Origin of the sequence: Litchfieldella anticariensis FP35 = DSM 16096 (assembly GCF_000409775.1) — a bacterium.
Classification (GTDB): Bacteria; Pseudomonadota; Gammaproteobacteria; order Pseudomonadales; family Halomonadaceae; genus Litchfieldella; species Litchfieldella anticariensis.
In genome coordinates this window covers 62,212-88,262 of the sequence record NZ_KE332397.1, presented here as the reverse complement: position 1 = coordinate 88,262, position 26,051 = coordinate 62,212, and the positions used below count along the sequence as shown (strand labels likewise).

The window sequence follows — 26,051 nt, the reverse complement described above, 5'->3', positions numbered from 1 at the left end:
CTCCACCGCCAACAACGTGTGCCCGTCGTCAGCAGCGGATGCGTACTTTACGGATATCGAAGCTTACTGACAAGCCCTAAATGACAAAAAAATTACTCGCTTGCTGGGGGCCGCTTCATCTTGCGCATCATGGCCATGATCGGACCGGAAGCCACATAGGCACCGAACAGCAATAACAGCATGGCCGAAGGCTCGACCGAAATCACTACGAATCCAAGTACGATGGCCAACAGCACCACGAAAGGTACTGGTCCCTTGAGATCAATGTCCTTGAAACTGTAGTAGCGAATATTGCTGACCATCAATACCCCGGCCGTCGCTACTAGCAACAACATCAATAACTTGAAGCCAAAGGCTTCGGCGTCGAAGCTGTGAAACGTCCACACGCTGGCCGCCACCAAGGCTGCTGCCGACGGGCTTGGTAGCCCGATGAACCATTTCTTGTCGACACTGCCAAGCTGGACGTTGAAACGTGCAAGACGCAAGGCAGCACATGCCACGTAGAGAAAAGCCACGACCCATCCGGTCTTGCCGATATCCTGGAGAATCCAAGTGAAGGCGACCAATCCCGGTGCCACGCCGAAGGAAAGCATGTCGGACAGGCTGTCGTATTCGGCGCCGAAGGCACTCTGGGTATTGGTCAGGCGCGCTACTCGACCATCCAATCCGTCCAGAATCATGGCGATGAAGATGGCGACGGCAGCAGCAGTGAAGTCGCCATTGATGCCGGCGACCACAGCGAAGAAGCCCGAGAACAGCGCCGAAGTCGTGAACAAATTGGGTAGTAGATAAATCCCCCTGCGCCGCACCTTCCTGCCGTCTTCCACCGCTTCTTCGACGACTTCCGTCTCACGTACGAAGGCGGAGGCGATATCGTCATCGGCGTGTTCGGCTTTTTCGTGCTCGGTGTTACTAGGCTCTTGGCTCATGAGTCTCGTTCCGTTGCCATACAGAAACGCCTTGGGCGCTCTGATGATTCTACACTCTCATTCCATCGACGATAGCGAATATCAGTTACTGCCCCATAACAAGAAGGGCGCGGATATCCGCGCCCTTCTTGTCGTCAACTAGCCAGACCTATCAGTTCTTGGACTTGTCGACCAACTGATTGGCTGCGATCCAAGGCATCATACCGCGCAGTTTGGCACCCACCTGCTCGATCTCATGCTCGGCATTCAGACGACGACGGGCGGTCATCGACGGATAATTGGTGTTGCCTTCGTTGATGAACATCTTGGCGTACTCACCAGTCTGGATACGCTTCAGAGCATTGCGCATGGCTTCACGCGACTGCTCATTGATAACTTCCTGGCCGGTGACGTACTCGCCGTACTCTGCATTGTTGGAAATGGAGTAGTTCATGTTGGCGATGCCGCCTTCGTACATCAAGTCGACGATTAGCTTGAGTTCGTGCAGACACTCAAAATAGGCCATTTCCGGTGCATAACCAGCGTCCACAAGCGTCTCGAAACCCGCCTTGACCAGTTCCACGGCGCCGCCGCACAGCACGGTCTGCTCGCCGAACAGGTCAGTCTCGGTCTCGTCCTTGAAGGTGGTTTCGATAATGCCGCTACGGCCACCGCCAATCGCGGCAGCATAGGACAGCGCCAGCTCCTTGGCGGAACCGGTGGCATCCTGGTGGATGGCGATCAGGTCGGGAATGCCACCACCCTTGACGAACTCGGAACGCACGGTATGGCCCGGGGCCTTGGGCGCGATCATGATCACATCCAGGTCGGAGCGCGGTTCGACCTGGTTGTAGTGAATATTGAAGCCGTGAGCGAAGGCCAGGGTAGCGCCTTCTTTGAGGTTCGGCTCAATTTCCTGCTCATAGATGGCCTTTTGGTTCTCGTCCGGGGCCAGGATCATGACCACATCGGCGCTCTTGCAGGCTTCCGGTACGGAAGCAACCTTGAGGCCAGCACCTTCGGCCTTGGCCGCGGAAGACGAGCCTTGACGCAGCGCGACGGTCACGTCGACACCGGATTCCTTGAGGTTGTTGGCATGGGCATGCCCCTGAGAGCCGTAACCCACGATAGCAACCTTCTTGCCTTGGATCAGCGACAGATCGCAATCCTTATCGTAATAAACGCGCATGATGTTCTCCTGATGCGAATGGTAAAAAGTGATGTCAGCGTTGATGGCGACCCGCGCCGTCTACTGCGGCGCTTGTAGTATTCGGTGCCGATGCGCACAAGATACGGCACGACAACGCATTGCGTAAAACGCTATATTTGCAACGACACGAACCGAGAAATGAAACGATGCCGTTATGGATATGCGCCCCCTGAAACACTTCCTGAGCCTTACCGAAAGCTTGCACTTCGGCCGCGCCAGCGATGCTTGCCATGTCAGCCCCTCGACCCTGAGCCGCAGCATCCGCCAACTCGAAGACAGTCTAGGCGTGCCGCTATTCGAACGCGACAACCGCCATGTTGAATTGACCCGCCAAGGGCGGATCTTCCAGGAATACGCTCGTGAAGCCTTGGAACAGTGGGAGTTATTGCGCCATGCCCTGATGGAAGAAACCCAAGCGCTATCTGGCGAGATCAGCATCTATTGCTCCGTCACCGCCAGCTACAGCTTCCTCTACGAATTGTTGAGCGATTTCCGAGCACGTCATCCTCGCATCGAAATCAAGCTGCATACAGGCGATCCGGCGGAGTCCGTGTCTCGCGTGCTGGCCGGCGAAGAGGACATGGCGATCACCCCACGCCCACGCACGCTACCCGAGGCCTTGGCCTTCAAGCCGATGACCACTTCACCGCTGGTATTCATCGCCCCACGCGATGGGGCTCCTTGGATTCCCGCAACGCCGGAGGTGCCAAAACCCGAGCAGTGGCGGCAGGTACCGATGATCCTCTCGGAATCAGGTCTGGCTCGTGAGCATAGCAACACCTGGTTCAAGGCCCTTGGCATTGCCCCACATATCTATGCCCAAGTGGCCGGCAATGAGGCTATCGTCAGCATGGTGGGGCTGGGATTTGGCGTAGGTGTAGTACCCAAGATCGTGCTCGACAACAGTCCCTTGGTCGACCGAATTCGGATCCTCCCAGTCAAACCGGAACTACCGCATTACGATGTCGGCTTATGCGTGGCTCAACGACGCCTGAAGAGCCCACTGATTCGGGCTTTATGGGCAGAAGCATAACGAACGGAAATTCGACACATGAAAAAAGCCGCTCCGAAGAGCGGCTTAAACTAACAACCTGTCGAGTCTTTACCCTAGAGGTTGAGCACCTTCTCCCCCCGGGCAATACCCGAGACACCGGTGCGTGCCACTTCGAGAACGCCGACCGGGGCCATCGCCTGCAGGAAAGCATCCAACTTGCCGGCGTCGCCGGTGATCTGAACGGTATACAAGCTTGGGGTCACGTCAACGATCTGCGCGCGGAAGATATCCGCAGTGCGTTTGACCTCATCGCGAGCCGCGCCCAGTGCCTTGACCTTGACCAGCATCAACTCACGCTCGATATGGTTGCCTTCAGTCAGGTCGACCAGCTTGACCACGTCAATCAGCTTGTTGAGATGCTTGGTAATCTGCTCGATCACCCGGTCATCGCCAATGGTCGTCACCGTCAGCCGCGACAGCGTCGGGTCATCGGTCGGCGCCACGTTGAGCGTCTCGATGTTGTAGTTGCGCTGGGCGAAAAGCCCCACCACACGGGACAGGGCGCCAGGTTCGTTTTCCATCAGAATCGAGATGATATGGCGCATCAGGTCCGCTCCGTCTTCGAAAGCAGCATGTCACGCATGGAGCCCAAGGGCACCTGCATCGGATACACGTGTTCGCGCGGGTCGACGTAAACATCGAGGAACACCAGTTCGTGCTTGTCAGCGAACGCTCGTTCCAATGCCGGCTCAAGCTCTTCCTTGGTATTCACTCGCATAGCGGTGAAGCCATATGACTCGATCAGTTGCTGGAAATCCGGGAGTGACTCCATGTAGGAATGCGCATGGCGGGACTTGTAGTTGAGGTCCTGCCACTGACGCACCATGCCCAGGGAACCATTGTTGAGGTTGACGATCTTCACCCCGACCCCGTACTGCTTACAGGTCGATAGCTCCTGCATCATCATCTGGAAGCTGCCTTCACCTGTGATGCAGACCACTTCATCGTCCGGATAGCTCATCTTGATACCCATCGCCGCCGGGAAACCGAAGCCCATGGTGCCCAATCCACCGGAAGTGATGAAGCGGTTGGGTTTGGCGAATTTGTAGTACTGGGCGGCAAACATCTGGTGCTGCCCCACGTCAGTGGTGATGAAAGCCTCGCCATTGGTGGTCTTGAACAGTGCTTCTATCACCTCCTGCGGCTTGAGCTGCTCACCAGGCTGCGACGGTTCGTAGAGCTTGCCGTGCCGTTCCTCGCGCCAACCATCGATTTTCTGCCACCATTCATCAAGCGCTTCAGGGTGTGCGTTCTCCTTGCCCTGCACCAGGCTGATCATCTCGTTGATGACGCTCTGTGCCGGTCCGACGATAGGCACGTCGGCACGCACCGTCTTCGATACCGAACTAGGATCGATATCGACATGCACGATCTTGGCTGTGGGACAGAACTTGGAGGTGTTGTTGGTTACCCGGTCGTCGAAGCGCGCGCCGATGGCAATGACCAAGTCAGCATGGTGCATGGCCATGTTCGACTCGTAGGAGCCATGCATGCCCAACCACCCCAAGCATTGGCGATCGCCCTGCGGGTAGGAACCGATGCCCATCAAGGTAGTGGTGATCGGGAAGCCTAGTCGCTGAACCAGGTCAGTCAGCGCTTCACTGGCGTTGCCGGTGACTACGCCACCACCGGTGTAGAACACTGGCCGCTTGGCCTTGAGCATTAGCTCCACGGCCTTCTTGATCTGACCGGTATGGCCACGAGTAACCGGGTTGTAGGAGCGCAGCTTGACCTTCTTCGGATAGACGTACTCGTAACGCTCGGTGGGTGCGGTCATGTCCTTGGGAATGTCCACCACCACCGGACCAGGCCGTCCGGTCGAAGCCAGATAGAAGGCCTTTTTCAGAACTTCGGGAATCTCGGAGGGATGTTTGATCGAAAAGCTGTGCTTCACGATCGGGCGGGTTACCCCGATGATGTCGGTTTCCTGAAAGGCATCGTCACCGATCAGGTGGCTCATCACCTGACCGCAGAGCACCACCATCGGAATGGAATCCATATAGGCGGTGGCAATACCGGTCACGGCGTTGGTCGCGCCGGGGCCGGAAGTGACCAGCACCACGCCCGGCTTGCCCGCAGCACGGGCATAGCCATCGGCAGCGTGAGTGGCGGCCTGTTCGTGTCGCACCAGAATGTGCTTGACCTTGTCCTGACGAAACAGCGCATCATAGATATGCAACGCCGCCCCGCCGGGATAGCCATAGATGTATTCGACGCCCTCGTCCTGGAGGAAGCGGGCGATCATGTCGGCGCCGGAAAGCAGTTCCACTGTGTATCTCCCCTGGAGGTCTCGAGTGCCATGTCGTGCGCAATGGCGCTACGACGTTCGAGTGCGGCGGTATGCCGCTGCCGGTCGATACCGGCACCTGATGCCAAACCCTGGCGTCCTTAGGCCCGGTTGGGGCCTGCACTCTCATCACGGCGGTTTGCCGCGTCGGGGGCGTTGGCCAGGCCAGGCGGTTAGCCCGTACCTGGTTAGTCCTTCGGCGGGTAAAGGCCAGATGACCTACCCTTCACGCGGTTATAGGGGGTTGCCCGTTGAGTCCGCGCCCGCAATCAGGAACCGACAAGATTCCAATAGCGCCTCGAGACTGTCAACCGCCACGGGCCATGATGTGCCTTACCACGCAAAAAGATGTTCGAATGCGCCATCAAAACACGACTAAAGTCTAATGTTTTTGGGTCGATCCGACGGGTGGTAACTGCTGTAATACTTACTTGCTGACACGATTCATCTATGCGCATGGTCATCGATTTGCTGCAGGTCTGGCTCTTATCTGTCTAGTGACACGATTCACTAACAGCGCGATGACCAATCAAGGGAGACAACAACGATGTCGCGTATCGTGCAATGGTCCATCACTGTGGCGCTGGCGGGCTTTCTGTTCGGCTTCGACACCGCCGTCATTTCAGGAGCCGATAAACCGGTTCAGACACTTTGGGGGCTTAGTGACCTACAACATGGGCTACTGATCATGTCCATGGCGTTGTGGGGTACCGTTATCGGCGCCGTATTCGGCAACTGGCCCACCGATCACCTGGGACGACGTGCTACCCTGCTATTGATCGGGGTTCTCTACCTAGTCTCGGCGGTAGGCTCGGCGCTAGCCACCGACCCGTATCTATTCTCCTTCTTCCGTTTGATCGGCGGGATCGGCGTTGGAGTGTCATCGGTCGCCGCACCCACCTATATCTCCGAGATCGCACCGCCCAAGTATCGTGGTGTGCTGGTCGGCCTGTACCAGTTCAACATCGTATTCGGCATCCTCATGGCTTTCGTTTCCAACTATGCGTTGGGGTCATTGATGGGAGAAGACGCCTGGCGCTGGATGCTTGGTATCGAGGCTGTGCCTGCCCTGCTTTACACCCTGATGATCAGTCGAGTACCGCGCAGTCCGCGGTGGCTAATTCTCAAGCGTAATGATATTCAGGGCGCCGCCGAAGTGTTGCGCCAGCTCGATCCCGCCGCCGATGTCGATGCACAGATCGCCGAGATTCGTGCCGCCGAGGCTAGCGAACAGCAAGCCCATGCGCCCTTCTTCTCGGGCCGCTATCGTTTACCCATCCTGTTGGCCTTCCTGGTAGCCTTCTTCAATCAACTCTCCGGTATCAACTTCATCATCTACTACGCCCCACGAGTACTCGAAGCGGCACAGTTAGGCAGTAGCGCGGCGCTGCTGTCGACCGCCGGCATCGGCCTGATCAACTTGTTGTTCACCATGCTTGGTATGGCACTGATCGACCGTCTGGGCCGACGCACTCTGCTGTACATCGGTTCCGTAGGTTACCTTGTGTCGCTGATGCTGATCTCTCGCGCTTTCTTTGCCGACGATCTCGGCGGTCTGGCCGTGCCGCTACTATTGGGCCTTTTCATCGCCGCCCACGCCATCAGTCAAGGAGCCATCATCTGGGTGTTCATCGCCGAGATCTTCCCCAATCATGTGCGTGCCCGCGGTCAGTCTTTCGGCAGCTCCGTACACTGGATCTGCGCGGCGCTGATCACCCTATTCATGCCATGGATATTGAGCCACTTCAGCGGCGGCCCGGTATTCGCCTTCTTTGCCGTAATGATGCTGTTGCAGTTGTTGTTCGTGATGTTCCTGATGCCGGAAACCAAGGGCATTTCATTGGAGGCCCTGCAACAGCGCCTGACCCGCGAGCCCAAAGTCAAGAAGTCCTCTGCCGCCGTCGCCAATCGCTAAACGGTGGCGGCAACTTTCCAAAGGTGAATGTAAAAAGGCCCGCCTCTCTGGAAAGAGGCGGGCCGAAGGGTCGTAGACGCGACCGATTGAGAGAAGGTTACTTGCTGAACACCAAATGACCTTCGTCGGTCGTCACCCTGATGATATCGCCCGGTGAGAACTTGCCGGCTAACAGGTCTTGCGCCAACGGGTTCTCGATCCGGCTCTGAATCGCCCGCTTGAGTGGCCGAGCCCCGAATACCGGGTCAAAGCCCACCACGGCGAGCTGCGCCATGGCATCGTCGCTGACCTCGAGCTTGAGGTCATGCTCGGCAAGCCGCTCGCGCAGCCGGTCAAGCTGGATACTGGCGATGGCTTGAATCTGTTCCTGCCCCAGAGCATGGAATACCACCACTTCGTCGATGCGGTTGATCAGCTCCGGTCGGAAGTGGTCGGCGACCACCGCCATCACCAGTTCCTTCATTTCGGCATAGCTCTTGTCCACATCACCGTTGTCGCTAGTCCCCATGCGCTGGATGATGTCCGAGCCCATGTTGGAGGTCATCACGATCACGGTGTTGCGGAAGTCGACAGTCCGCCCCTGGCCATCGGTGAGCCGGCCATCTTCCAATACCTGCAACAGGATGTTAAAGACATCGTGATGGGCCTTCTCTACCTCATCGAGCAGCAGTACCGAATAGGGCTTTCGGCGTACCGCTTCAGTCAGATAGCCACCTTCTTCGTAGCCGACATAGCCCGGTGGAGCCCCGATCAGCCGTGCCACAGAGTGCTTCTCCATGAATTCGGACATGTCGATGCGCACCATGGCCTCCTCGGTATCGAAGAGGAAATTGGCCAAGGCCTTGCACAACTCGGTCTTGCCCACCCCGGTGGGGCCGAGGAACAGGAAGGAGCCGTTGGGCCGGTTGGGATCGGCCAGCCCCGCCCTTGAGCGGCGCACGGCATTGGCCACGGCAGTGACCGCTTCATCCTGGCCGATGACTCGCGCGTGCAGCGCCTCTTCCATGCGCAGTAGCTTGTCGCGCTCGCCCTCGAGCATCTTGGTCACTGGAATTCCGGTCCAGCGCGAGACGACCTCAGCCACCTCTTCCTCTGTGACGTTGGAGCGCAACAGCTTGTGCTCGGCCGCCTGTGTCGCTTCGCCTTCTTCAGACTCCTTGATCTTGCGCTCGAGTTCGGGAATCACCCCGTACTGCAACTCTGACATCCGGCCCAGATCACCTTGTCGCTTGGCGGCATCCAGCTCGACACGAGCCTTGTCGAGTTCAGCCTTGAATTGGGCGGCTCCCTCGATGCTGGCCTTCTCGGCCTTCCATACTTCTTCCAGATCGGCATACTCGCGGGTGAGCTCATCGATCTGCGCTTCCAGGGTCTCGAGACGCTTCTTGGAAGCCTCGTCGGTCTCCTTCTTGAGCTGCTCACGCTCCATCTTGAGTTGAATCAGGCGACGATCGAGGCGATCCATCTCCTCCGGCTTGGAGTCTAGCTCCATGCGGATACGTGATGAGGCTTCATCAATCAGGTCGATGGCCTTATCGGGCAACTGACGATCAGTGATATAGCGTGCTGATAGCTTGGCCGCCGCAATGATTGCCGAGTCGGTGATGTTGAGCCGGTGATGAACCTCATAGCGCTCCTTGAGGCCGCGCAGAATGGCAATGGTGTCCTCTTCGGAGGGTTCGTCGACCAACACTTTCTGGAAGCGACGCTCCAGCGCAGCATCCTTCTCGATGTACTTGCGGTATTCGTCGAGGGTGGTCGCCCCTACACAGTGCAATTCGCCACGCGCCAAGGCAGGCTTCAACATGTTGCCTGCATCCATGGCGCCTTCGGCCTTACCGGCGCCAACCATAGTGTGCAACTCGTCGATGAACAGGATCACCCGGCCTTCTTCCTGAGCCAGTTCGTTGAGCACCGCCTTGAGGCGCTCCTCGAACTCGCCGCGGAACTTGGCGCCAGCCAGCAAAGCCCCCATATCGAGCGCCAATACACGCTTGTCCTTGAGCCCCTCGGGCACTTCGCCATCGATGATGCGGTTGGCCAGCCCTTCGACAATGGCAGTCTTGCCCACCCCGGGCTCACCGATCAGCACCGGATTATTCTTGGTCCGCCGTTGTAGTACCTGGATGGTACGACGAATCTCGTCGTCACGACCGATCACCGGGTCGAGCTTGCCCTCCGCCGCGCGCGCCGTCAGATCCAATGTGTACTTCTCGAGTGCCTCGCGCTTCTCCTCGGCGTTGGCATCGTCGACAGTCTGCCCTCCGCGCAAGCTGTCGATGGCGGCTTCAACCGCCTTGCGAGTCAAGCCAGCCTGGGTCAACACCTTGGTCACGGCGTGCCCCATATCGAGAGCCACCAGCAACACCAATTCGCTGGCAATGAACTGATCGCCACGCTTCTGCGCTTCACGGTCGGCCAGATTGAACAGCCGCACGAAGTCGCGCGACGGCTGCACTTCGCCAGTGAACTGGCCAACCTCGGGCAAGTTGTCCAGATACTGTGATAACCCGCTACGTAGCTTGGCAGTGTCGCCACCGGCTTTCTGCACCAGCCCCTTGATGCCGCTATCAGTGGCATCAAGCAGCGCCATCAGCAAATGGCCCGGTTCGAGCTGGTTATGTCCGCGTCCCACCGCCAGCGACTGGGCATCGGCCACGGCGTTCTGCAGCTTACCGGTGAATTTATCGAATCGCATTCAATGTCCTCCATTGGGGTCGCGGTGCGTTCGGACGCCCGCTCGGCCCTGTCATAGCATCTTGACACTATCAATGGAGGTATGTTGGACCGCTTTCAAGTCAGCTGCCCAGGAAAGACGATACGGGTTGATGTGGATCAAAGAAGGAAGAAGGAAGAAGGAAGAAGGAAGAAGGAAGAAGGAAGAAGGAAGAACCGAGTGTGAGGGTATCAATGCGCTAGGTACAAGGGGTTTTCTTCCCTCTCCAAGGCACAAAGTGCCGTCTTCCTACTTCAAGCGGCTAAGCCGCGTCTTTCAGCTTCCAGCCGCGCAGCGGCGGTACTTCTTTCTTATCGCAGCCAAATCACACTGGCCATGCGCCCTGTCCTGCCATCGTCACGGCGGTGAGAGTAGAAACGCGATTCACAAGCGGTACAGAAGTGCCCACCGCTGATATGTGAAACACCCAAACGTTCAAGACGCAAGCGCGCCAGTCGATAGAGATCAGCCATGAAATGCCCCAGACGATAAGGGCTCGGCTCGAAAGCACTGACTGCTTCCGGCTGTACAGCGACGAAAGCGTCGCGAACCTCCGGGCCAACCTCGAACTGTGCGTTGGATATAGCGGGTCCCAACCACGCCATGACCCGATCGGGTTCCAGAGCAAGCGCCGCCACGCTGGCTTCCAGTACCCCGCTCGCCAAGCTGCGCCAGCCGGCATGAGCCAGGCCGACTCGCGTCCCGAGCCGATCACAGAGAAACACCGGCAAACAGTCCGCCGTCTGAATCACACATGCGTAACGCTTGTCGAAGGCGACTGCGGCATCGGCTTGCGGCAGATCGGGCGAATAGTCCTGCTGCACCTTGGCACCATGCACTTGGTCGAGCCACAGCAGTGGCCGGTCGTCGTCAAGCTGGGCACGCAATAACTCACGACAATACGCCACACTCTCGGTGTCGTCACCCACATGGGTCGCGGTATTGAAGGCCGTGAAACTTCCTTGGCTGGGTCCGGTCTCGCGCGTGGTAACGAAGGCACCTACGGTCGTGGGAGCCGGCCAATCAGGCAGAATCAGCGTCGGGTGAAGGTGGGGCCGGGAATCGGCAACAGCATCCATCATCGCATGGTCTCGTGATCGTCGCGCAGGTAGTCCAGTAGCATCAGCATGTCATCGGGCAGTTCGGCACGGAATGTCATCTCCTGGCCGCTGGTCGGGTGGAGGAAGGCCAACTTCCGAGCGTGTAGGGCCTGGCGTGAAAAAGTGCGCAACAGCTCCTTGAGGGCCTCCTCGGCGCCAGCTGGCAGTTTCAAGCGTCCACCATAGACGCTATCACCGACCAGTGGAAAGCGCTTGTGAGCCATATGCACCCGAATTTGATGGGTACGTCCAGTCTCGAGCCGGCAACGGACATGCGTGTGCCCGCGGAAACGTTCGACCACGCGGTAATGAGTCACAGCAGCCTTACCGGATGCCGTCACCGCCTGGCGCTTACGATCCTTGGGATGGCGACCGATCGGCGCATCTACGGTGCCCCCGGAAGTCATCACCCCGGTCACCACGGCATCGTATTCCCGAGCTACCGTGCGTGCCTGCATCTGATCGACCAGGGAGGTCTGCGCTGCCAGTGTCTTGGCAATCACCATCAGGCCTGTGGTGTCCTTATCCAGGCGATGCACGATACCGGCCCGTGGCACGCTGACCAATTCCGGGCAATGGTGCAATACCGCATTCAACAGGGTGCCGTCTGGATTGCCGGCAGCAGGGTGCACTACCAGCCCGGCTGGCTTATCGATCACGAGTACCTCGTCATCTTCGAAGACGATGCTCAGCGCGATGTCCTGGGGTTCGAAGCGGTGATCCTCTTCGAGCTCGGCATGCAGTTCAAGACGTTCGCCACCATAAACCTTGTCCTTGGGGCGAGCCTGACCACCATCCAGCGTCAGGGCACCTTGCTTGATCCACGTTTTCAACCGTTCACGTGAGAAATCGGTAAAGATTGCAGATGCTGCTTGGTCCAAGCGCTGGCCTGCCATGGCCTCGGGAACGCGTTCGTTACGATGAAAGGTTTCGGTCATAGAGGAAAAATGCGCCTGTGCCATGGATCAAGGATCTCGCCACAGTCGAACCCATGCACAGAACCGTGTTTCATGGCGCTCGACAGTACTTTATAGTGAGGGCTTTATTGTGAGCCGAATGCGGTCAATTCTATCATGGCCGCCCGAGTTGGTTGATACGAGGATCATGATGCGCGTTTTCATTAGCGGCACCCGACTAGGTGCCTTTGCTCTCGTTGTTGCCCTGTTGGCTGGATGTGCCAGTACCAACGACAATGAGGATAGCGACGTTCCCCAACTCGCGGAGAACGAACTCTACCAACAGGCCCGTTCATCACTGGACAGCGGCAACTACAGTGGCGCAGTCGACCAACTCGAGGCCCTCGATACGCGCTACCCCTTCGGCGAATACGCCGAGCAAGTGCAGCTCGAACTGATCTATGCGTATTATCAAGTGGATAACTGGGAAGCCGCACGTGCTGCCGCAAGCCGTTTCATCCGCCTGAACCCAGATCATCCCCAAGTCGATTATGCTTATTACATGCGCGGTCTGGCGGCGTATCAAGCCGGTCGTTTCAGCCTCGAGCGTCTTCGGTTGATCGATATCTCCAAGCGGGATCTGGGCGCCTCTCGCGATGCTTATGCCGACTTCCGCGAACTGGTACAACGCTTTCCCGACAGTCAATATGCTCCCGATGCCCGTCAGCGCATCGTCTACCTGCGTAACCTGCTGGCCGAGCATGAATTGCATGTGGCAGACTTCTATCTACGCAAGGGTGCCTATCTGGCAGCCGTGGAGCGTGGCCGCTGGGTAATAGAGCATTATCCGCAATCCTCCGCGACCCGAGACGCCCTGGCGGTGATGGTGGAAGGCTACCTGGGCCTCGATATGCGTGACCGGGCACGCGAGGTGCTCACCACCCTGATCGAGAATGACCCCGACAACGCCCGCCTCAATGGCCGCACCTTCCAGCCTCGGCATGTGGATGCCAAGCCATTGTCGGTCTGATGAAAAAAACCCGTCAGTTCATGTGATACTGACGGGTTTCTCTTGCCGCTCGATGTTCAGATCCACTGCTGAGCGTCATTCACCCGGCTGCCAGCCATTGACGATCGGGTAGCGCCGGTCTCGTCCGAAGCCTCGTGGCGTAACGCGCACACCGATCGGTGCCTGGCGCCGCTTATATTCGGAGCGGTCTACCAGCTTGACCACCTGATAGACATCGTCGCGGTCAAACCCGGCGTCGATGATGGCCTCAGCGCTCATATCGCCCTCGATATAACGCGACAGGATGGCATCCAGGGTGTCATAAGGGGGAAGTGAATCGCTGTCTTGCTGCCCCGCCGCCAACTCGGCGGAAGGCGGACGCTCTATCACCCGCTCAGGAATCGCTGGTTCCTGGGTATTGCGCCATTTAGCCAAGCGATAGACCCAAGTCTTGTAGACATCCTTCAAGGCATTGTAGCCACCGACCATGTCACCATAGAGAGTGGCATACCCTACGGCCATCTCACTCTTGTTACCCGTGGTCAGTACCATTACCCCTTTCTTGTTGGAGATCGCCATCAACAGCGTTCCCCGCACCCGTGACTGTAGGTTCTCCTCGGTCGTATCACGAGGGGTGCCAGCGAAACTTTCCGCCAAGGTATCGTCGAATGCCTCGACGATAGGAGCAATAGGCAGCACCTCGTAGTGCACGCCGAGCATCTTCGCCTGCTTGGCCGCATCCTCTTTGGATATCTCCGAGGTGTAATGATAGGGCATCATGACCGCCTGAACGCGCTGCGGACCCAGAGCATCCACGGCAATGGCCAACGACAGTGCCGAGTCGATGCCCCCGGAAAGCCCCAGTACCACTCCCTTGAAGCCACTCTTGTTGACATAGTCGCGCAGGCCGGTAACCAGAGCACAGTACAGGCTCTCCTCGGGGTCGACCTCGGGTTCGACTTCTCCGGCACGAGGCTCCCACCCCTTTTTGGTCTTGATGAACTGTGCTGGCATCAACCCGACCTGCCAGTAAGGGGCCTGCACTTTGAGCTGCCCCTTGGCATCGACCACCGCTGAGCCACCGTCAAAGACCAGATCGTCCTGCCCACCTATCTGATTGACATAGACCAATGGACACTTCACCTGCTCTGCACGTCCGGCCAGCAGCCGTAAACGTTCAGCCGGCTTGTCCTGATGGTAGGGAGAAGCGTTTAGGGTGATCAGGATATCGGCCCCTGCCTTGCGAGCCTGGGCTACCGGTGCGTCTTCCCAGATATCCTCACAAATTAAAATGCCCAGACGTACGCCTTTATGCTTGAATACCAAGGTCTCCTGACCAGGGCTGAAGTAGCGCTGTTCATCGAAGACCTGATAGTTGGGCAAGGCCTGCTTGGCATACTCCTCCTGCCACTCACCGTTGTAGAGCAGTCCGGCTAGGTTGTAGAGCTTGCCCTCGCGACGTCCGGGGTAACCGACAATCACCAGCACATCGCGAGCGATCTTTTCAGCCATCCGCACTCGGGCCTCGCGTAAGCGCTTCTCCATCGAAGGGCGAAACAGCAGATCCTCCGGCGGATAGCCAGTCAGGAACAGTTCAGGCAGGACCACGATGTCGGCACCGTGCTCGATGCATGCTTCGCGTACCGTCTCGATAGCCAGGTCGGTGTTGCCAGGGATATCGCCGACCAGTGGATCGAGTTGGGCCATCACCAGCGTCAAGTCTTGCATGGGCGTGGAAATCTCTCGAAACTCTCAGATAATGTCATTGTCCCGCATGGCCGTCTCACAGGCAAAAGCAAACGGCCTCATAAGGGAGTCACATAAGGATGAACCTGTTGCTCATTCGCCTGATTATCTTTGCCGTGCTGTTCTTCGCCGGTCTCAAACTCTATCGCATGTACCGCGAATGGAAACTCGAACGCGAGGAACTGCTCGAGAAAGACGATATTCGTGATGAGGGCGGACATATGGTCCGCTGCACCTACTGTAACGTCCATCTTCCGGAAAGCGATGCTCTGCGCGAGCGAGGTGAATGGTTCTGCTCAAGCGCCCACCGCGACAAGTATCTGGAAGAACGCAAGACGCAAGACTGACCCACTCGCACACTCACTGCGGCCGGGCTCGATACCCCCAGCTTCCTCATACATAGCGGTTCCTTGCCTACGCTCATAGCGCAGGCCAATATGGCGCTGGATCAATGATCGGCTCACGTTCCAGCAACTGGTCAACCAACAGCCGAGTCGAAGCGGGTGCCAACACCAAGCCATTACGGTAGTGTCCGGCGTTGACATGCAAGTTGTCGAATCCTGGTAGCGCGCCGATGAATGGAATTCCATCCGGCGACCCGGGCCGCAGCCCTGCCCAATGATGCTCGATCTCACAATCGGCCAAGGCGGGGATGATACGTGTGGCACTGTGCCATAGCGAGTCACGCGCATCCACGGTGGGCGCTTTGTCGAAACCAACTTCTTCCAATGTCGAGCCGGCCAGTACCCGGCCATCACCGCGTGGAATCACATAACGTCCATCCATCAATACCACTCGCTGCACCAGTCCTGGTGGAGCCTTGAACAGGATCATCTGCCCTTTGACTGGACGCACCGGCAAGCGTACTCCGATGCTTTCCATCAACTGTGCTGCCCAGGCACCACCGCACACGATCACCTGACCGCTTGCCTCGGGTACCGCGATGACTCCAGAGGAAGTTTCCAACGCCACGATACGCCCTTCTTGCCGGCGCAGACCGGTCACCTCCACTCCCTCTTTCAAAGATACCCGTGGCATAGCCATCAAGCGTGTACGTAGCGCCTTGAGCAGGCGCGGATTGCGAATACTCCCGAGTGTCGGCATCCACAAGGCGCCATCGCAGCCGGGTGCGGCGTTGGGCTCCTTGGCATAAAGGAAATCACGGTCGACCCGTTCAAGTGGCTTGCCTACCTCGCGTGCCCAGACCAATGCCTTGGTTTCATCATCGACATGCAGGTAGAGAAGCCCCTTTTGGCGATACTCCGGATCGATTCCGGTCTCTTCCAACAGACGCAAGGCGAGTTCGGGATAATACCCCTCCGACCAACGTGACAGGTTCGATATGGGCGCGCTATAGCGCCATGGATACAGGGGCGAGACGATGCCCCCGCCCGCCCACGACGCTTCTCGACCGCAGTCATTGCGGTCGAGAAGCGTCACTTCATGACCAGCGTCGGCCAACTGCAGCGCTGTCATCATGCCGATGACACCGCCCCCCACAATCAGGAAGTCACTCACGGTAGGAAATCACTCACACGAAATTGCAATTCGACTTATATAGGTTTCAGTTATGCTAAGGCATCCCGCACGCCTGCCAAGGAGGGCAGCATGCACGACCTTTGTCAGCATACCAGGCCAGGTGCCCGCTATGGACGCATCACTCACCGAATTGACCACCCCCCTTGGGGGTTCACGTTGATTGAACTGTTGATCGTGATCGCTGTGGCAGTCCTTATGACCACTTGGGCGGTTCCCAGTCTGCAGGCTTTCACTGCCCGTCATCAGGTCGCGGCGGAAGGGCTTCGCATCAAATCGGCCCTGGCTCAAGCGAAGAGTACCGCGGTGACTCGAAGGACCACCATCACCGTCTGCCCCACTCATGACCAGAAAATCTGCCTGGACGACTGGACAGCTCCGCTGATGATCATCGAGGGTCGTGCCGATGGAGGCATACGAAGCGCGGACGAGCCTATATTGAGAGTGTTGGCCGCTAGCGAATTGGAATCCATCACCTTTCGCAATGACTACCGCTTCATTCGCTTTCCGGCGACTGGGTGGCCGCGTGGGTATAATGGCACCTTCAATGTCTGCGGCCGTCATGGGCAGGCGGTTCAGCTGGTGATGAGCAACATGGGAAGAATACGGATAGAAGCCGGAAACGGCTGTTGACGTTTCCCTACCCAAACACCAGCCAACGACTATTCGATTACGCTGTTTCGGTTTGTCACTCTGAACCTGATGGAACGCTCATCTTCTGTCTCTTCATCCAGTGGCAGAAACAGAGTATCGACGTCGACATACGTGCCGTCGGCCGCTACCGAGAATCCGATTCCTGCGATGCCATCCACCAGTGGTGCTGGGCTCATGTCACCAGTGTCGGTACATTGATACCGAATTCTGACAGAAGATGACGGATCATCGTGGGTGTATTCCACCCACTGTAATGCTTCCGTGAAGCGGCAATAGGGATCTTCTGTCCTCGTTCCCGAATACGTCAGCCTCAAGACGTCATCGCCATTGGTCGTGATGCCCCCTTTATCGGCGGTACGTATATCCAGAGAGAGGGAGTCGACGAGAAAGCGCATGGCTTCCTGTCGCTTTGCCAATGACTCGACCCGATTGAACGAGCGCTTGCTGGTGATGAAAAGTTGGGTCGCCCCTAAGGTAATAAGCAGGCCTATCAACAGGGCCACCATCAGTTCGACCAAGGTCAGACCTTGCTGGGTTTTGGCATGTCGCCCACTTTCCATCAGGATTTCCCCGGTAGACGAGCAACATAGGTCAAGGTCGAAATGTCGCCCTCGGGACCGAAGCGATCATCATCCCACGTCACGGTGATCAAGTATTCACAGTCACCCCGCTGCGTGATGGAGCTAGTCGCCGCTCCGGGCAAAGCCTGGCTCCAGTTGACCAGCCACTGATCCTGCACTCTGCCCCTACTGGGGCAAGTGCCATCGCCTTCTCCAAGCTCTGCCCATAATCGTTCATTGGCATCAGAAGCCATCAGTGTGGCCAAGGAGCGCTGATACGAGACATGCACTCCTTGCATGGCCTTGAGCTGCATCGCCGCGGTTCCCAACAAGCCGAACGACAAAATCAGCAAGGCGATCAACGCCTCGACCAGGGTAAAGCCCTCGGCTGATCTCATGTTACCAGCAGTCATCGGGCGTTCTTTCTCCCCTTTGGTTCAGGGTCAGGTTGCCACAGCTATCTGCCGCCTGCGCTCCCTTGGGTGCAGCAGATAGCGTAAAGGTGGACGCTGACAGCGAGGTGGCGGTAACCGTGTAATGGCCGTCTTCGGACGCCATCCCTCCTGAAGCAAGAGCGGAAATACAGTTCTGGTAAGAGCTATTCACCGTGTAACAGCGTTCCAAGTGGCCGGCGACTTGCATCAGCATGGATTGACCATCGGTACGACGAGCCCGCTCGAGATAACCGGAGTAAAGGGGATAGGCAATGGAAGCAAGTATGGCGACCACCACGACCACTATCATCAATTCAATCAATGTAAACCCTGATTGTCGCTTCAGCGTTTCCCTGCTTGTCACGTCGAGATTTCCCCATACACTATTGGGTCAGGTTTCTGTGCGTTTCAGTATGTATCACGACGATTGCGAGCCATAGATCCAATATCAAAAAACCGGGCCATCGGCCCGGTTTTTTTGATCAGCTCCGCTATCGCATCGCCATTCCATGAAAATGAGCGATCAACGCTCATTCGCTGACGATCACCTGCTCCCGCAGTTCACGCGGCATGGAAAAGGTAATGGTTTCTTCACGGCCCAACCGCTCCTCTGGGGCATCGGCACCCAATGCCTGTAGCCGCTCGATCACGCCCTTGACCAACACCTCTGGCGCACTAGCGCCAGCGGTAATGCCAATGATCTCGATATCTTCCAGCCAGGACGCCTCAATCTGGCTGGCGTCATCGATCAGATAGGCCGGTGTGCCGGCACGCTCGGCGAGTTCGCGCAGGCGATTGGAGTTGGAACTGTTGGGGCTACCCACCACCAGCACCAGATCGCTTTCCTCAGCCAACCCACGCACAGCGTCCTGGCGGTTCTGGGTGGCGTAGCAGATATCGTCCTTGCGGGGTCCCTGGATTTCGGGAAACTTGTCTCGCAGGGCATCTATCACCCGAGCGGTATCATCCATCGATAACGTAGTTTGGGTCACAAAGGCCAGACGACGGGGATCCTTGACCTCAAGTGCCGCCACGTCGGTTTCATCCTCCACCAGATAGATGGCACCACCATATGAGGTGTCGTAACGCCCCATGGTACCTTCCACCTCTGGGTGCCCTTGGTGGCCGATCAGGATGCACTCCTGGCCGCGTTTGGCATAACGCAACACTTCCATGTGCACCTTGGTAACCAATGGGCAGGTAGCATCGAATATACGTAGCCCGCGGCGTTCAGCTTCTTTCTGAACGGCTCGGGATACGCCATGCGCGGAAAAGATCACAATTACATCATCGGGCACTTCGTGCAGTTCCTCGACGAATATCGCCCCTCGATTACGCAAGGTATCGACCACGAAGCGGTTATGCACGACTTCATGGCGCACGTAAATTGGTGGCCCAAATACGTCCAAGGCACGGTTGACGATCTCGATGGCACGATCGACGCCGGCACAGAAACCGCGGGGATTGGCCAGCTTGATCTGCATACTTGCCTCGCTTGCCTGTCAGGGCTCAATGCATGGTGGCGGGACGAACACTGATGACCTCCACTTCGAAGGTCAGGGTACGCCCAGCGAGAGGATGATTGAAGTCGACTTCCACGTGGTCGTCCTCGATACTGGCGATCACACCGGGCAGTTCGCCACCGGCAGGATCAGCGAACGACATCACTGTCCCTACCTCCAGTTCGATATCCTCGAAATCCTCACGCTTGAGCAATTGTACGTTTTGTGGATTGTGTTGGCCGAAAGCATGCTCGGGAAGGATCTCGTAGCGGCCACTGTCACCATCGGTCAATCCTTCGAGCGGGAATTCAAAGCCAGGTGGCAGATTGCCATCACCAACCTGAAACGTGGCCGGTTCCTTGTCTCTAGTAGAGTCGACCACGGTGCCATCCTCGAGCTTGAGGGTAAAGTGCAGGGTAACTTCCATGCCTTCACCGATACGGTAATCGCTCATCATTGCCCTCTTGCCAGCGTCTGGCTCATCTCAATAGTGACTCAGGACTTCTTATGACGCCGTACATCGCGCAATGATTCCCAGATCAGCCCACAGGCTCCCAAGGTAATGGCGACATCGGCCAAGTTGAAGGCGGGGAAGTAGTACTGCCCCCAATAGAAAGAGAGAAAATCGATCACGTAACCGTGCACGAGCCGATCATAAAGGTTACCCAGCGCACCACCAATGATCAGCGCCAGTGATACGGCCAGTATCGTCTCGTGCGCCTTCAGGCGGCTCATCCAGATCGATAGGCCCACGCTCGCTCCGATGGCAATCACGGCGAAGAACCAGCGCTGCCAGCCATCATGGCCCGCCAGGAAACTGAATGCCGCTCCTGTGTTATGCAACAACGTCAGGTTGAACACCGGCAGAATTTCCACAGACTGAGCATAACTCAGCCAAGCACTGGCCATGGCCTTGGTCGCCAAGTCGAGCGCGATCACCAGCACCGCCAGCCCTAACCAACGCAGTGGCCGACGCATGGGGCGATTACGCTCTCCCTGCTGCTCAGGCATAGTGACGCTCTTCACCTGATCCCTCCGGCAGGTTGGAGATGCAACGTCCACACAGGTCTGGATATTCGACATGGGTCCCGACATCCTCGCGGTGATGCCAGCAACGTTCACACTTGGTGTGTGGAGATGCCAACACGGCGACCTTGAGCCCATCTAGTTCGGTCACCTCTGCCTCGCCACCTTTGGCCAAGGGCGCCAATCGCACATCGCTGGTCAACAGCACGAAGCGCAGTTCGTCACCGAGCCGCGACAAGGTATTCCGCAAGGTGTCGTCGACATACAAGGTCACCTCGGCAGCCAGGCCGCTCTTGATTCGCTTGGCATTGCGGGCATCTTCCAAGCATTTATTGACCGCCTGCTTGACCTCCAGCACCTGCTCCCAGAAGTCGCGGCCAAACTCGGCATCCTCGGCGAGCGTGCCAAGCCCCTGATAGTAGGTCTCGAGCAGCACGCTATCCTTGCGCGTGCCGGGGATATGCTCATAGATCTCCTCGGCGGTGAACGACAGAATCGGCGCTACCCAACGAGCCAGCGCCTCAACCACATGATAGAGGGCGGTCTGGCAACTGCGCCGTGCCAGAGAGTCAGCCTGGGTAGTGTATTGACGATCCTTGATCACGTCGAGATAGAAGCTACCCAGCTCACGGGCACAGAAAGTATGTACCTGCTGATAGACGTCGAGGAAACGATAGTCGGTATAGGCCTTTTCGATGCGCGCCTGCAACTGAGCGGCACGGTCGACCACCCATTGATCCAGCGCCAACATGTCGTCGAATACCACGGCATCGCGATCGGGCTCGAAACCATTGAGGTTGGCGAGCAGGAATCGTGAAGTATTGCGAATACGACGGTAGACGTCGGCAGTACGCTTCAGTATCTCGTCGGAAACCGCCATCTCGCCGGAGTAATCGGTGGAAGCCACCCAAAGGCGCAGGATATCGGCACCCAGCTTGTCCATGACCTCTTGGGGTGCAACGACATTACCCACTGATTTCGACATCTTGCGCCCTTGGGCATCGACGGTGAAACCGTGGGTCAACAGGCCACGATACGGCGGATGACCATCGATGGCACAGCCGGTCAACAGCGATGAGTGGAACCAGCCACGATGCTGGTCGGAACCTTCCAGATAGAGATCGGCCCGCGGCCCCTGCGTATGGCCCAACTGATGGGAATCACGCAGTACATGCCAATGGGTGGTGCCGGAATCGAACCATACATCGAGGGTATCGGTGACCTTGTCGTAATCGGCAGCCTCATCACCCAACAGCTCGACGGGGTCGAGACGGAACCAAGCGTCGATCCCTTCCTTCTCCACGCGCTTGGCGACCGCTTCCATCAGTTCCGCAGTACGCGGATGCAACTCGCGGGTTGTCTTGTGCAGGAAGAAGGGAATCGGCACCCCCCAGTTGCGCTGCCGCGAGATGCACCAGTCGGGACGGTTGGCAATCATCGAGTGCAATCGCGCCTTGCCCCAGGAGGGAGTGAATTGGGTTGCATCGATTCCTTCCAGGGCACGCTGTCGCAGGCTCTTGCCATTGATACCCTCGCGGTCCATGCCCACGAACCATTGGGCGGTGGCACGGTAGATCACCGGTGTCTTGTGGCGCCAGCAATGCATGTAGCTGTGGGTGATCGTCTTGTGTGCCAGCAGGGCACCGACTTCCTCTAGCTTGGCGACGATTGCCGGATTGGCCTTCCAGATCAATTGACCACCGAAGAAGGGTAGATCTTCGGCATAGACACCATCGCCTTGCACTGGGTTGAGGATCTCATCGAACCCCATGCCATGTGCCCGGCAGGTAACGAAGTCATCCTCTCCGTAGGCCGGCGCCGAATGGACGACACCGGTACTGCCGACGTCGCTCTCCACATAATCCGCCAGGTAGACTGGCGACAAGCGATCATAGAGGGGGTGGTGGAAGTTGACTCGATCAAGGCGAGCACCGTGAGCGGTAGCGATGATCCCGCCTTCGAGACTGAAACGCTCAAGACAGCTCTCTACCAGTGCCTCAGCCAACACCAACAAGCGGTCGCCGACATCGACCAGCGCATAGGTGAAATCCGGATGAACGTTGAGTGCCTGGTTGGCCGGGATCGTCCAAGGTGTGGTGGTCCAGATCACGATGGCCGCCGGCTTGGGAAGCTCGGACAGACCGAAGGCATGAGCAAGCTTGTCCTCGTCGGCGCAGGGGAAAGCCACGTCAATGGCGTCAGACTTCTTATCGGCATACTCGACTTCTGCTTCGGCGAGTGCCGAACCACAGTCGAAACACCAGTTGACCGGCTTGAGCCCCTTGAACACGTAACCGCCCTTAACCATTTCGGCCAAGGCACGGATCTCACCAGCTTCGTTGACGTAGTCCATGGTGCGATAGGGATTATCCCAGTCGCCGATCACCCCCAAACGCACGAAGTCCTTCATCTGGCCCTGGATTTGCTCGCTGGCGTACTCACGGCACAACCGGCGCGCTTCATCCGGTGGCAAGTGCTTGCCATAAGTGGTCTCGACCTTGTGCTCGATAGGCAGACCATGGCAGTCCCAACCCGGCACATAGGGGGCGTCGTACCCAGCCAACCCCTTTGATTTGACAATGATGTCCTTGAGGACCTTATTGACGGCATGCCCGATATGGATGCTGCCATTGGCGTAGGGAGGGCCATCATGGAGCACGAAGGACTCACGTCCCTGGAATTCTTCACGCAACCGCCGGTATAGGTTCATTTCTTCCCAGCGCGCCACGCGACCCGGTTCACGCTTGGGCAAATTGCCGCGCATCGGGAAGTCAGTCTCGGGCAGGTTCAGGGTATGCTTGTAGTCGCTCATGAGTGTCCATCATCGTCGCACCCGGTGGCCGTACGGCCCACCGAGGAATCAGAAGTCGCGGCCTCGCGCGCCAGCGGCGCCGATGCCAGAGGGAGTGTGATGTCGTCGCCCGGTCGACCAACAGCGTGAAAGCCTTGCCGGTCGAAATAGCGTCGCGCTTGAACCAGATCGGCCTGTATCTGGCGCTTGAGAGTCTCGAAGTCGTCGAAACGGATCTCACCACGCAACCTTGCACAGGGGATCACCGTCAGGCGCTGGCCATAAAGCTCTTCGTCGAAATCGAACAGATGGACCTCAAGAACCGGTCGCGTGCTTTTCACCGTTGGCCGCCAGCCAATATTCGCGACCGCCGTGTAACGACGACCATCGGCCAAATCCACGATCACCGCATAGACGCCACGCAACGCCAGCGGTAATGGCAACAGTGGCAGGTTGGCCGTGGGCACACCGATGGTACGCCCGAGCTGCTGATCGGCGACCACGCGCCCTCCCAGCCGATACGCCCGTCCCAGCATGCGTCGTGCTTGTGCGAAATTACCACTTGCCAATAGGGTACGCACCCGAGAACTGGAAACCCGCTCGTCATCGAGAACAAAGGTACGGGTATGCTCGACATTGAACCCCCGATCGGGACCGGCTTCACGTCCGACCTTGGCCAGCAAGGCAAAATCACCGGCGCGATCGCAACCAAAGCGGAAGTCGTCACCTACCACGAGGTGACGCACTCCCAGGCCCTCGATCAATACCCGATCGATGAATTCAAGGGCCGTGAGCCGGCGCAAGGCGTCATTGAACGGCAAGCACAGTACCCGTTCGGCGCCATGTTCGACCAGCAACTTGACCTTATCGCGCAGCCGGGTCAGGCGTGGAGGTGCCTGGTCGCCGGCAAAATACTCGCGAGGCTGCGGCTCGAAAACCACCACGGTGACCGGCAACCCAAGGGCCGCGGCTCGCTCGCGACACTGTTCGAGAATCGCTTGGTGGCCACGGTGCACACCATCGAAGTTGCCGATGGTCGCCACGCAACCGCGGTATTCCTCGCGCAGATTGTGCAATCCTCGGATCAATTCCATGCGTCGCTCACGGCCAGTCAAAGTCTTTCATTATAACGGTCAGCCTGACAGGCGCCTATCCATGCAGACGTCCATCCATGTCATCACCTATCCTTGCAAACGAAAGTGCCGCAGGCGAATCCCCACCAGCGCCAACCACGCAAAATATACCGCCACACCGCCTACCACCAAACCGGATAGATGAAGCACCCGAGTCTCCAACTCCCAGCCCAACCACTGCTGCCAACCCGGTGCCAGCCAAGCAAGCCCCACCCCTAGCACCAGACAACCACCGCCTAGCTGACAAGCGAAACGCCCCCAACCGGGCTGGAAACGGAGCACACCTTGCCGGCGTAGCAGATGGCCCAGCAGGCCGGCGTTGAGAAACGCGGAGAGCGACGTAGCGAGCGCCAGGCCAGCGTGGGCCAGAGGCCAGATCAAGATCAGGTTCAACACCATGTTGGCCACCATGGCGATGATGCCAACCTTGACCGGGGTCTTGGTGTCCTGACGAGCGAAGAAACCGGGGGCCAACACCTTGATCAGCATGAAAGCAACGAGCCCCAGCGCATAAGCACGCAAGCTCATGGCCGCCATCGCGATGTCGCGGTCGGTCATGGCACCGTAATGGAACAATGTGATCAACAGCGGCTCGGCCAGCACTGCCAGCGCCAGGGCTGCTGGCATGCCCAGTAGCAATACGCCGCGTAGCGCCCAATCGAGCATGGCGGCGAAGTGTTCGCTGGACTGCTCGGCGTGGCGCTTGGAGAGAGCCGGCAGGATCACGGTACCGATAGCGATCCCGAACACCCCGAGCGGCAGCTCCACCAGGCGATCCGAGTAATACAGCCAGGAGACGCTGCCCGCTGCCAGCAACGATGCCAGCACGGTATCCAGCAGCAGGTTGACCTGCGACACCGAAACGCCGAACAGCGCCGGCGTCATGAGCCTGAGGATACGTCGCACTCCCTCGTGAGCAAAAGCTGGCCATGGGCGAGGTAACAGGCCTAGGCGCGCCAAGAACGGTACCTGAAAGGCCAATTGCGCGACCCCGGCAATCAGCACGCCCCAGGCCAGCGCCAAGGCCGGCTCACTTACCAGCGGTGCCAACAGCAGAGCCGCGCCGATCAGCGCCAGGTTCAGCAAGACCGGCGTGAAGGCCGGCACCGCAAAGCGGTTCCAGGTATTGAGCACGCTGCCGGAAAACGCCGTCAGTGAAATCAACAGCAAGTAAGGAAAGGTCAACCGCAGCATATCGGCGGTCATGGCAAGCTTCTCGGGATCACGGCCGAAGCCCGGAGCAAACAACCACACCAACCAGGGGGCCGCCAGCATGGCAACAGCCGTAAGCAATGCCAGCACCATCGCCAGACTACCAGCCACCGCATCCAGCAATTCACGCACCTCATCCCTCGAGCGTTGGGTGGCATACTCCGAAAGCACTGGCACGAAAGCCTGGTTGAACGCTCCCTCGGCAAACAGCCGGCGCATGAAGTTGGGAATCTTGAACGCCACGAAGAAAGCGTCTGCCCCACTACCGGCACCAAGCAAAGTGGCAATCACTACATCCCGTACCAACCCCATGACCCGTGAAAGCATGGTCATGGCACTGACGATCATGCCTGAACGCATCA

The 26,051-nt window shown here is 58.0% G+C and carries 23 protein-coding genes; 5 read left to right on the top strand and 18 right to left on the bottom strand.

Annotation, left to right across the window (positions count from 1 at the left end):
- Nucleotides 1-92 precede the first annotated feature (92 nt).
- Both pssA and ilvC read right to left on the bottom strand, forming a co-directional pair.
- On the bottom strand, nucleotides 93-929 hold the full coding sequence (pssA, locus tag L861_RS23435; RefSeq protein ID WP_016419151.1) for a CDP-diacylglycerol--serine O-phosphatidyltransferase: 837 nt from the start codon (nucleotides 927-929) through the stop codon (nucleotides 93-95).
- A gap of 151 nt (nucleotides 930-1,080) precedes the next feature.
- Complete coding sequence (gene ilvC / locus L861_RS23430; protein WP_016419150.1) at nucleotides 1,081-2,097, bottom strand: ketol-acid reductoisomerase; 1,017 nt, start codon at nucleotides 2,095-2,097, stop codon at nucleotides 1,081-1,083.
- 175 nt (nucleotides 2,098-2,272) lie between these two features.
- Between ilvC and ilvY the strand changes: the two genes are divergently transcribed.
- Complete coding sequence (gene ilvY / locus L861_RS23425; RefSeq protein WP_016419149.1) at nucleotides 2,273-3,151, top strand: HTH-type transcriptional activator IlvY; 879 nt, start codon at nucleotides 2,273-2,275, stop codon at nucleotides 3,149-3,151.
- A gap of 74 nt (nucleotides 3,152-3,225) precedes the next feature.
- Here the strand turns inward: ilvY and ilvN are convergent, their stop codons facing one another.
- Together ilvN and L861_RS23415 are read right to left on the bottom strand one after the other, a co-directional pair.
- Nucleotides 3,226-3,717: an acetolactate synthase small subunit gene (gene ilvN, locus L861_RS23420; protein ID WP_016419148.1), complete on the bottom strand. Its 492-nt coding sequence runs from the start codon at nucleotides 3,715-3,717 to the stop codon at nucleotides 3,226-3,228.
- On the bottom strand, nucleotides 3,717-5,441 hold the full coding sequence (locus L861_RS23415) for an acetolactate synthase 3 large subunit (protein WP_016419147.1): 1,725 nt from the start codon (nucleotides 5,439-5,441) through the stop codon (nucleotides 3,717-3,719). Before L861_RS23415 ends, ilvN begins: the two co-directional genes overlap by 1 nt.
- A gap of 565 nt (nucleotides 5,442-6,006) precedes the next feature.
- Here L861_RS23415 and L861_RS23410 point away from each other — a divergent pair.
- Nucleotides 6,007-7,374 (top strand): sugar porter family MFS transporter, encoded by a 1,368-nt coding sequence (locus L861_RS23410; RefSeq protein WP_016419146.1) that lies wholly within the window; start codon nucleotides 6,007-6,009, stop codon nucleotides 7,372-7,374.
- Nucleotides 7,375-7,471: 97 nt separating this feature from the next.
- Here the strand turns inward: L861_RS23410 and clpB are convergent, their stop codons facing one another.
- From clpB to rluD, 3 genes are all read right to left on the bottom strand, one after another.
- The gene (clpB, locus tag L861_RS23405) at nucleotides 7,472-10,072 is read right to left on the bottom strand and encodes an ATP-dependent chaperone ClpB (protein WP_016419145.1); all 2,601 of its coding nucleotides are present in this window, start codon (nucleotides 10,070-10,072) and stop codon (nucleotides 7,472-7,474) included.
- A 329-nt stretch (nucleotides 10,073-10,401) separates the two neighbouring features.
- The gene (gene pgeF, locus L861_RS23400; protein WP_016419144.1) at nucleotides 10,402-11,172 is read right to left on the bottom strand and encodes a peptidoglycan editing factor PgeF; all 771 of its coding nucleotides are present in this window, start codon (nucleotides 11,170-11,172) and stop codon (nucleotides 10,402-10,404) included.
- Nucleotides 11,169-12,128 carry a 23S rRNA pseudouridine(1911/1915/1917) synthase RluD gene (gene rluD, locus L861_RS23395; RefSeq protein ID WP_016419143.1) on the bottom strand — a complete coding sequence of 320 codons (960 nt, stop codon included), beginning with the start codon at nucleotides 12,126-12,128 and terminating at the stop codon, nucleotides 11,169-11,171. The genes pgeF and rluD overlap by 4 nt, the downstream gene beginning before the upstream one ends.
- 169 nt (nucleotides 12,129-12,297) lie before the next feature.
- Between rluD and L861_RS23390 the strand changes: the two genes are divergently transcribed.
- On the top strand, nucleotides 12,298-13,116 hold the full coding sequence (locus L861_RS23390; protein ID WP_016419142.1) for an outer membrane protein assembly factor BamD: 819 nt from the start codon (nucleotides 12,298-12,300) through the stop codon (nucleotides 13,114-13,116).
- 75 nt (nucleotides 13,117-13,191) lie between these two features.
- Here L861_RS23390 and L861_RS23385 read toward each other — a convergent pair whose 3' ends face one another.
- Complete coding sequence (locus L861_RS23385; protein ID WP_016419141.1) at nucleotides 13,192-14,823, bottom strand: NAD+ synthase; 1,632 nt, start codon at nucleotides 14,821-14,823, stop codon at nucleotides 13,192-13,194.
- Nucleotides 14,824-14,921: 98 nt separating this feature from the next.
- Here L861_RS23385 and L861_RS23380 point away from each other — a divergent pair, with 98 nt between their 5' ends.
- Nucleotides 14,922-15,188 carry a PP0621 family protein gene (locus tag L861_RS23380; protein ID WP_016419140.1) on the top strand — a complete coding sequence of 89 codons (267 nt, stop codon included), beginning with the start codon at nucleotides 14,922-14,924 and terminating at the stop codon, nucleotides 15,186-15,188.
- A 73-nt stretch (nucleotides 15,189-15,261) separates the two neighbouring features.
- On the opposite strand, the gene thiO is transcribed toward L861_RS23380, so the two are convergent.
- Complete coding sequence (gene thiO / locus L861_RS23375; RefSeq protein WP_016419139.1) at nucleotides 15,262-16,359, bottom strand: glycine oxidase ThiO; 1,098 nt, start codon at nucleotides 16,357-16,359, stop codon at nucleotides 15,262-15,264.
- A 90-nt stretch (nucleotides 16,360-16,449) separates the two neighbouring features.
- Between thiO and L861_RS24650 the strand changes: the two genes are divergently transcribed.
- Nucleotides 16,450-17,010 carry a GspH/FimT family pseudopilin gene (locus L861_RS24650; protein ID WP_016419138.1) on the top strand — a complete coding sequence of 187 codons (561 nt, stop codon included), beginning with the start codon at nucleotides 16,450-16,452 and terminating at the stop codon, nucleotides 17,008-17,010.
- A gap of 29 nt (nucleotides 17,011-17,039) precedes the next feature.
- Here the strand turns inward: L861_RS24650 and L861_RS23365 are convergent, their stop codons facing one another.
- From L861_RS23365 to murJ, 9 genes are all read right to left on the bottom strand, one after another.
- Nucleotides 17,040-17,591 carry a PilW family protein gene (locus L861_RS23365; protein WP_016419137.1) on the bottom strand — a complete coding sequence of 184 codons (552 nt, stop codon included), beginning with the start codon at nucleotides 17,589-17,591 and terminating at the stop codon, nucleotides 17,040-17,042.
- Complete coding sequence (gene pilV / locus L861_RS23360; RefSeq protein ID WP_081645946.1) at nucleotides 17,591-17,989, bottom strand: type IV pilus modification protein PilV; 399 nt, start codon at nucleotides 17,987-17,989, stop codon at nucleotides 17,591-17,593. The genes L861_RS23365 and pilV overlap by 1 nt, the downstream gene beginning before the upstream one ends.
- A 1-nt stretch (nucleotide 17,990) precedes the next feature.
- Nucleotides 17,991-18,389, bottom strand: coding sequence for a type IV pilin protein (locus L861_RS25200; protein ID WP_021029271.1), 399 nt, complete (start codon nucleotides 18,387-18,389; stop codon nucleotides 17,991-17,993).
- Nucleotides 18,390-18,555: 166 nt separating this feature from the next.
- Complete coding sequence (gene ispH / locus L861_RS23350; RefSeq protein WP_016419134.1) at nucleotides 18,556-19,509, bottom strand: 4-hydroxy-3-methylbut-2-enyl diphosphate reductase; 954 nt, start codon at nucleotides 19,507-19,509, stop codon at nucleotides 18,556-18,558.
- 25 nt (nucleotides 19,510-19,534) lie between these two features.
- Nucleotides 19,535-19,981 carry an FKBP-type peptidyl-prolyl cis-trans isomerase gene (fkpB, locus tag L861_RS23345; RefSeq protein WP_016419133.1) on the bottom strand — a complete coding sequence of 149 codons (447 nt, stop codon included), beginning with the start codon at nucleotides 19,979-19,981 and terminating at the stop codon, nucleotides 19,535-19,537.
- 41 nt (nucleotides 19,982-20,022) lie between these two features.
- Nucleotides 20,023-20,538 carry a signal peptidase II gene (gene lspA / locus L861_RS23340; protein WP_016419132.1) on the bottom strand — a complete coding sequence of 172 codons (516 nt, stop codon included), beginning with the start codon at nucleotides 20,536-20,538 and terminating at the stop codon, nucleotides 20,023-20,025.
- Nucleotides 20,531-23,365, bottom strand: a complete 2,835-nt coding sequence (ileS, locus tag L861_RS23335; RefSeq protein ID WP_016419131.1) for an isoleucine--tRNA ligase — start codon at nucleotides 23,363-23,365, stop codon at nucleotides 20,531-20,533. The genes lspA and ileS overlap by 8 nt, the downstream gene beginning before the upstream one ends.
- On the bottom strand, nucleotides 23,362-24,438 hold the full coding sequence (ribF, locus tag L861_RS23330; protein WP_016419130.1) for a bifunctional riboflavin kinase/FAD synthetase: 1,077 nt from the start codon (nucleotides 24,436-24,438) through the stop codon (nucleotides 23,362-23,364). Before ribF ends, ileS begins: the two co-directional genes overlap by 4 nt.
- 87 nt (nucleotides 24,439-24,525) lie before the next feature.
- Nucleotides 24,526-26,049: a murein biosynthesis integral membrane protein MurJ gene (gene murJ / locus L861_RS23325; protein WP_081645945.1), complete on the bottom strand. Its 1,524-nt coding sequence runs from the start codon at nucleotides 26,047-26,049 to the stop codon at nucleotides 24,526-24,528.
- Nucleotides 26,050-26,051: the final 2 nt, after the last annotated feature.

Excerpts from the sequence above, each read along its gene's own strand:
- pssA (WP_016419151.1), bottom strand. The coding sequence starts at position 929 with ATGAGCCAAGAGCCTAGTAACACCGAGCACGAAAAAGCCGAACACGCC.
- ilvC (WP_016419150.1), bottom strand. The coding sequence starts at position 2,097 with ATGCGCGTTTATTACGATAAGGATTGCGATCTGTCGCTGATCCAAGGC.
- ilvY (WP_016419149.1), top strand. The coding sequence starts at position 2,273 with ATGGATATGCGCCCCCTGAAACACTTCCTGAGCCTTACCGAAAGCTTG.
- ilvN (WP_016419148.1), bottom strand. The coding sequence starts at position 3,717 with ATGCGCCATATCATCTCGATTCTGATGGAAAACGAACCTGGCGCCCTG.
- L861_RS23410 (WP_016419146.1), top strand. The coding sequence starts at position 6,007 with ATGTCGCGTATCGTGCAATGGTCCATCACTGTGGCGCTGGCGGGCTTT.
- clpB (WP_016419145.1), bottom strand. The coding sequence starts at position 10,072 with ATGCGATTCGATAAATTCACCGGTAAGCTGCAGAACGCCGTGGCCGAT.
- pgeF (WP_016419144.1), bottom strand. The coding sequence starts at position 11,172 with ATGATGGATGCTGTTGCCGATTCCCGGCCCCACCTTCACCCGACGCTG.
- rluD (WP_016419143.1), bottom strand. The coding sequence starts at position 12,128 with ATGACCGAAACCTTTCATCGTAACGAACGCGTTCCCGAGGCCATGGCA.
- L861_RS23390 (WP_016419142.1), top strand. The coding sequence starts at position 12,298 with ATGCGCGTTTTCATTAGCGGCACCCGACTAGGTGCCTTTGCTCTCGTT.
- L861_RS23385 (WP_016419141.1), bottom strand. The coding sequence starts at position 14,823 with ATGCAAGACTTGACGCTGGTGATGGCCCAACTCGATCCACTGGTCGGC.
- L861_RS23380 (WP_016419140.1), top strand. The coding sequence starts at position 14,922 with ATGAACCTGTTGCTCATTCGCCTGATTATCTTTGCCGTGCTGTTCTTC.
- L861_RS24650 (WP_016419138.1), top strand. The coding sequence starts at position 16,450 with ATGCACGACCTTTGTCAGCATACCAGGCCAGGTGCCCGCTATGGACGC.
- L861_RS23365 (WP_016419137.1), bottom strand. The coding sequence starts at position 17,591 with ATGGAAAGTGGGCGACATGCCAAAACCCAGCAAGGTCTGACCTTGGTC.
- pilV (WP_081645946.1), bottom strand. The coding sequence starts at position 17,989 with ATGAGATCAGCCGAGGGCTTTACCCTGGTCGAGGCGTTGATCGCCTTG.
- ispH (WP_016419134.1), bottom strand. The coding sequence starts at position 19,509 with ATGCAGATCAAGCTGGCCAATCCCCGCGGTTTCTGTGCCGGCGTCGAT.
- fkpB (WP_016419133.1), bottom strand. The coding sequence starts at position 19,981 with ATGAGCGATTACCGTATCGGTGAAGGCATGGAAGTTACCCTGCACTTT.
- lspA (WP_016419132.1), bottom strand. The coding sequence starts at position 20,538 with ATGCCTGAGCAGCAGGGAGAGCGTAATCGCCCCATGCGTCGGCCACTG.
- ileS (WP_016419131.1), bottom strand. The coding sequence starts at position 23,365 with ATGAGCGACTACAAGCATACCCTGAACCTGCCCGAGACTGACTTCCCG.
- ribF (WP_016419130.1), bottom strand. The coding sequence starts at position 24,438 with ATGGAATTGATCCGAGGATTGCACAATCTGCGCGAGGAATACCGCGGT.
- murJ (WP_081645945.1), bottom strand. The coding sequence starts at position 26,049 with ATGCGTTCAGGCATGATCGTCAGTGCCATGACCATGCTTTCACGGGTC.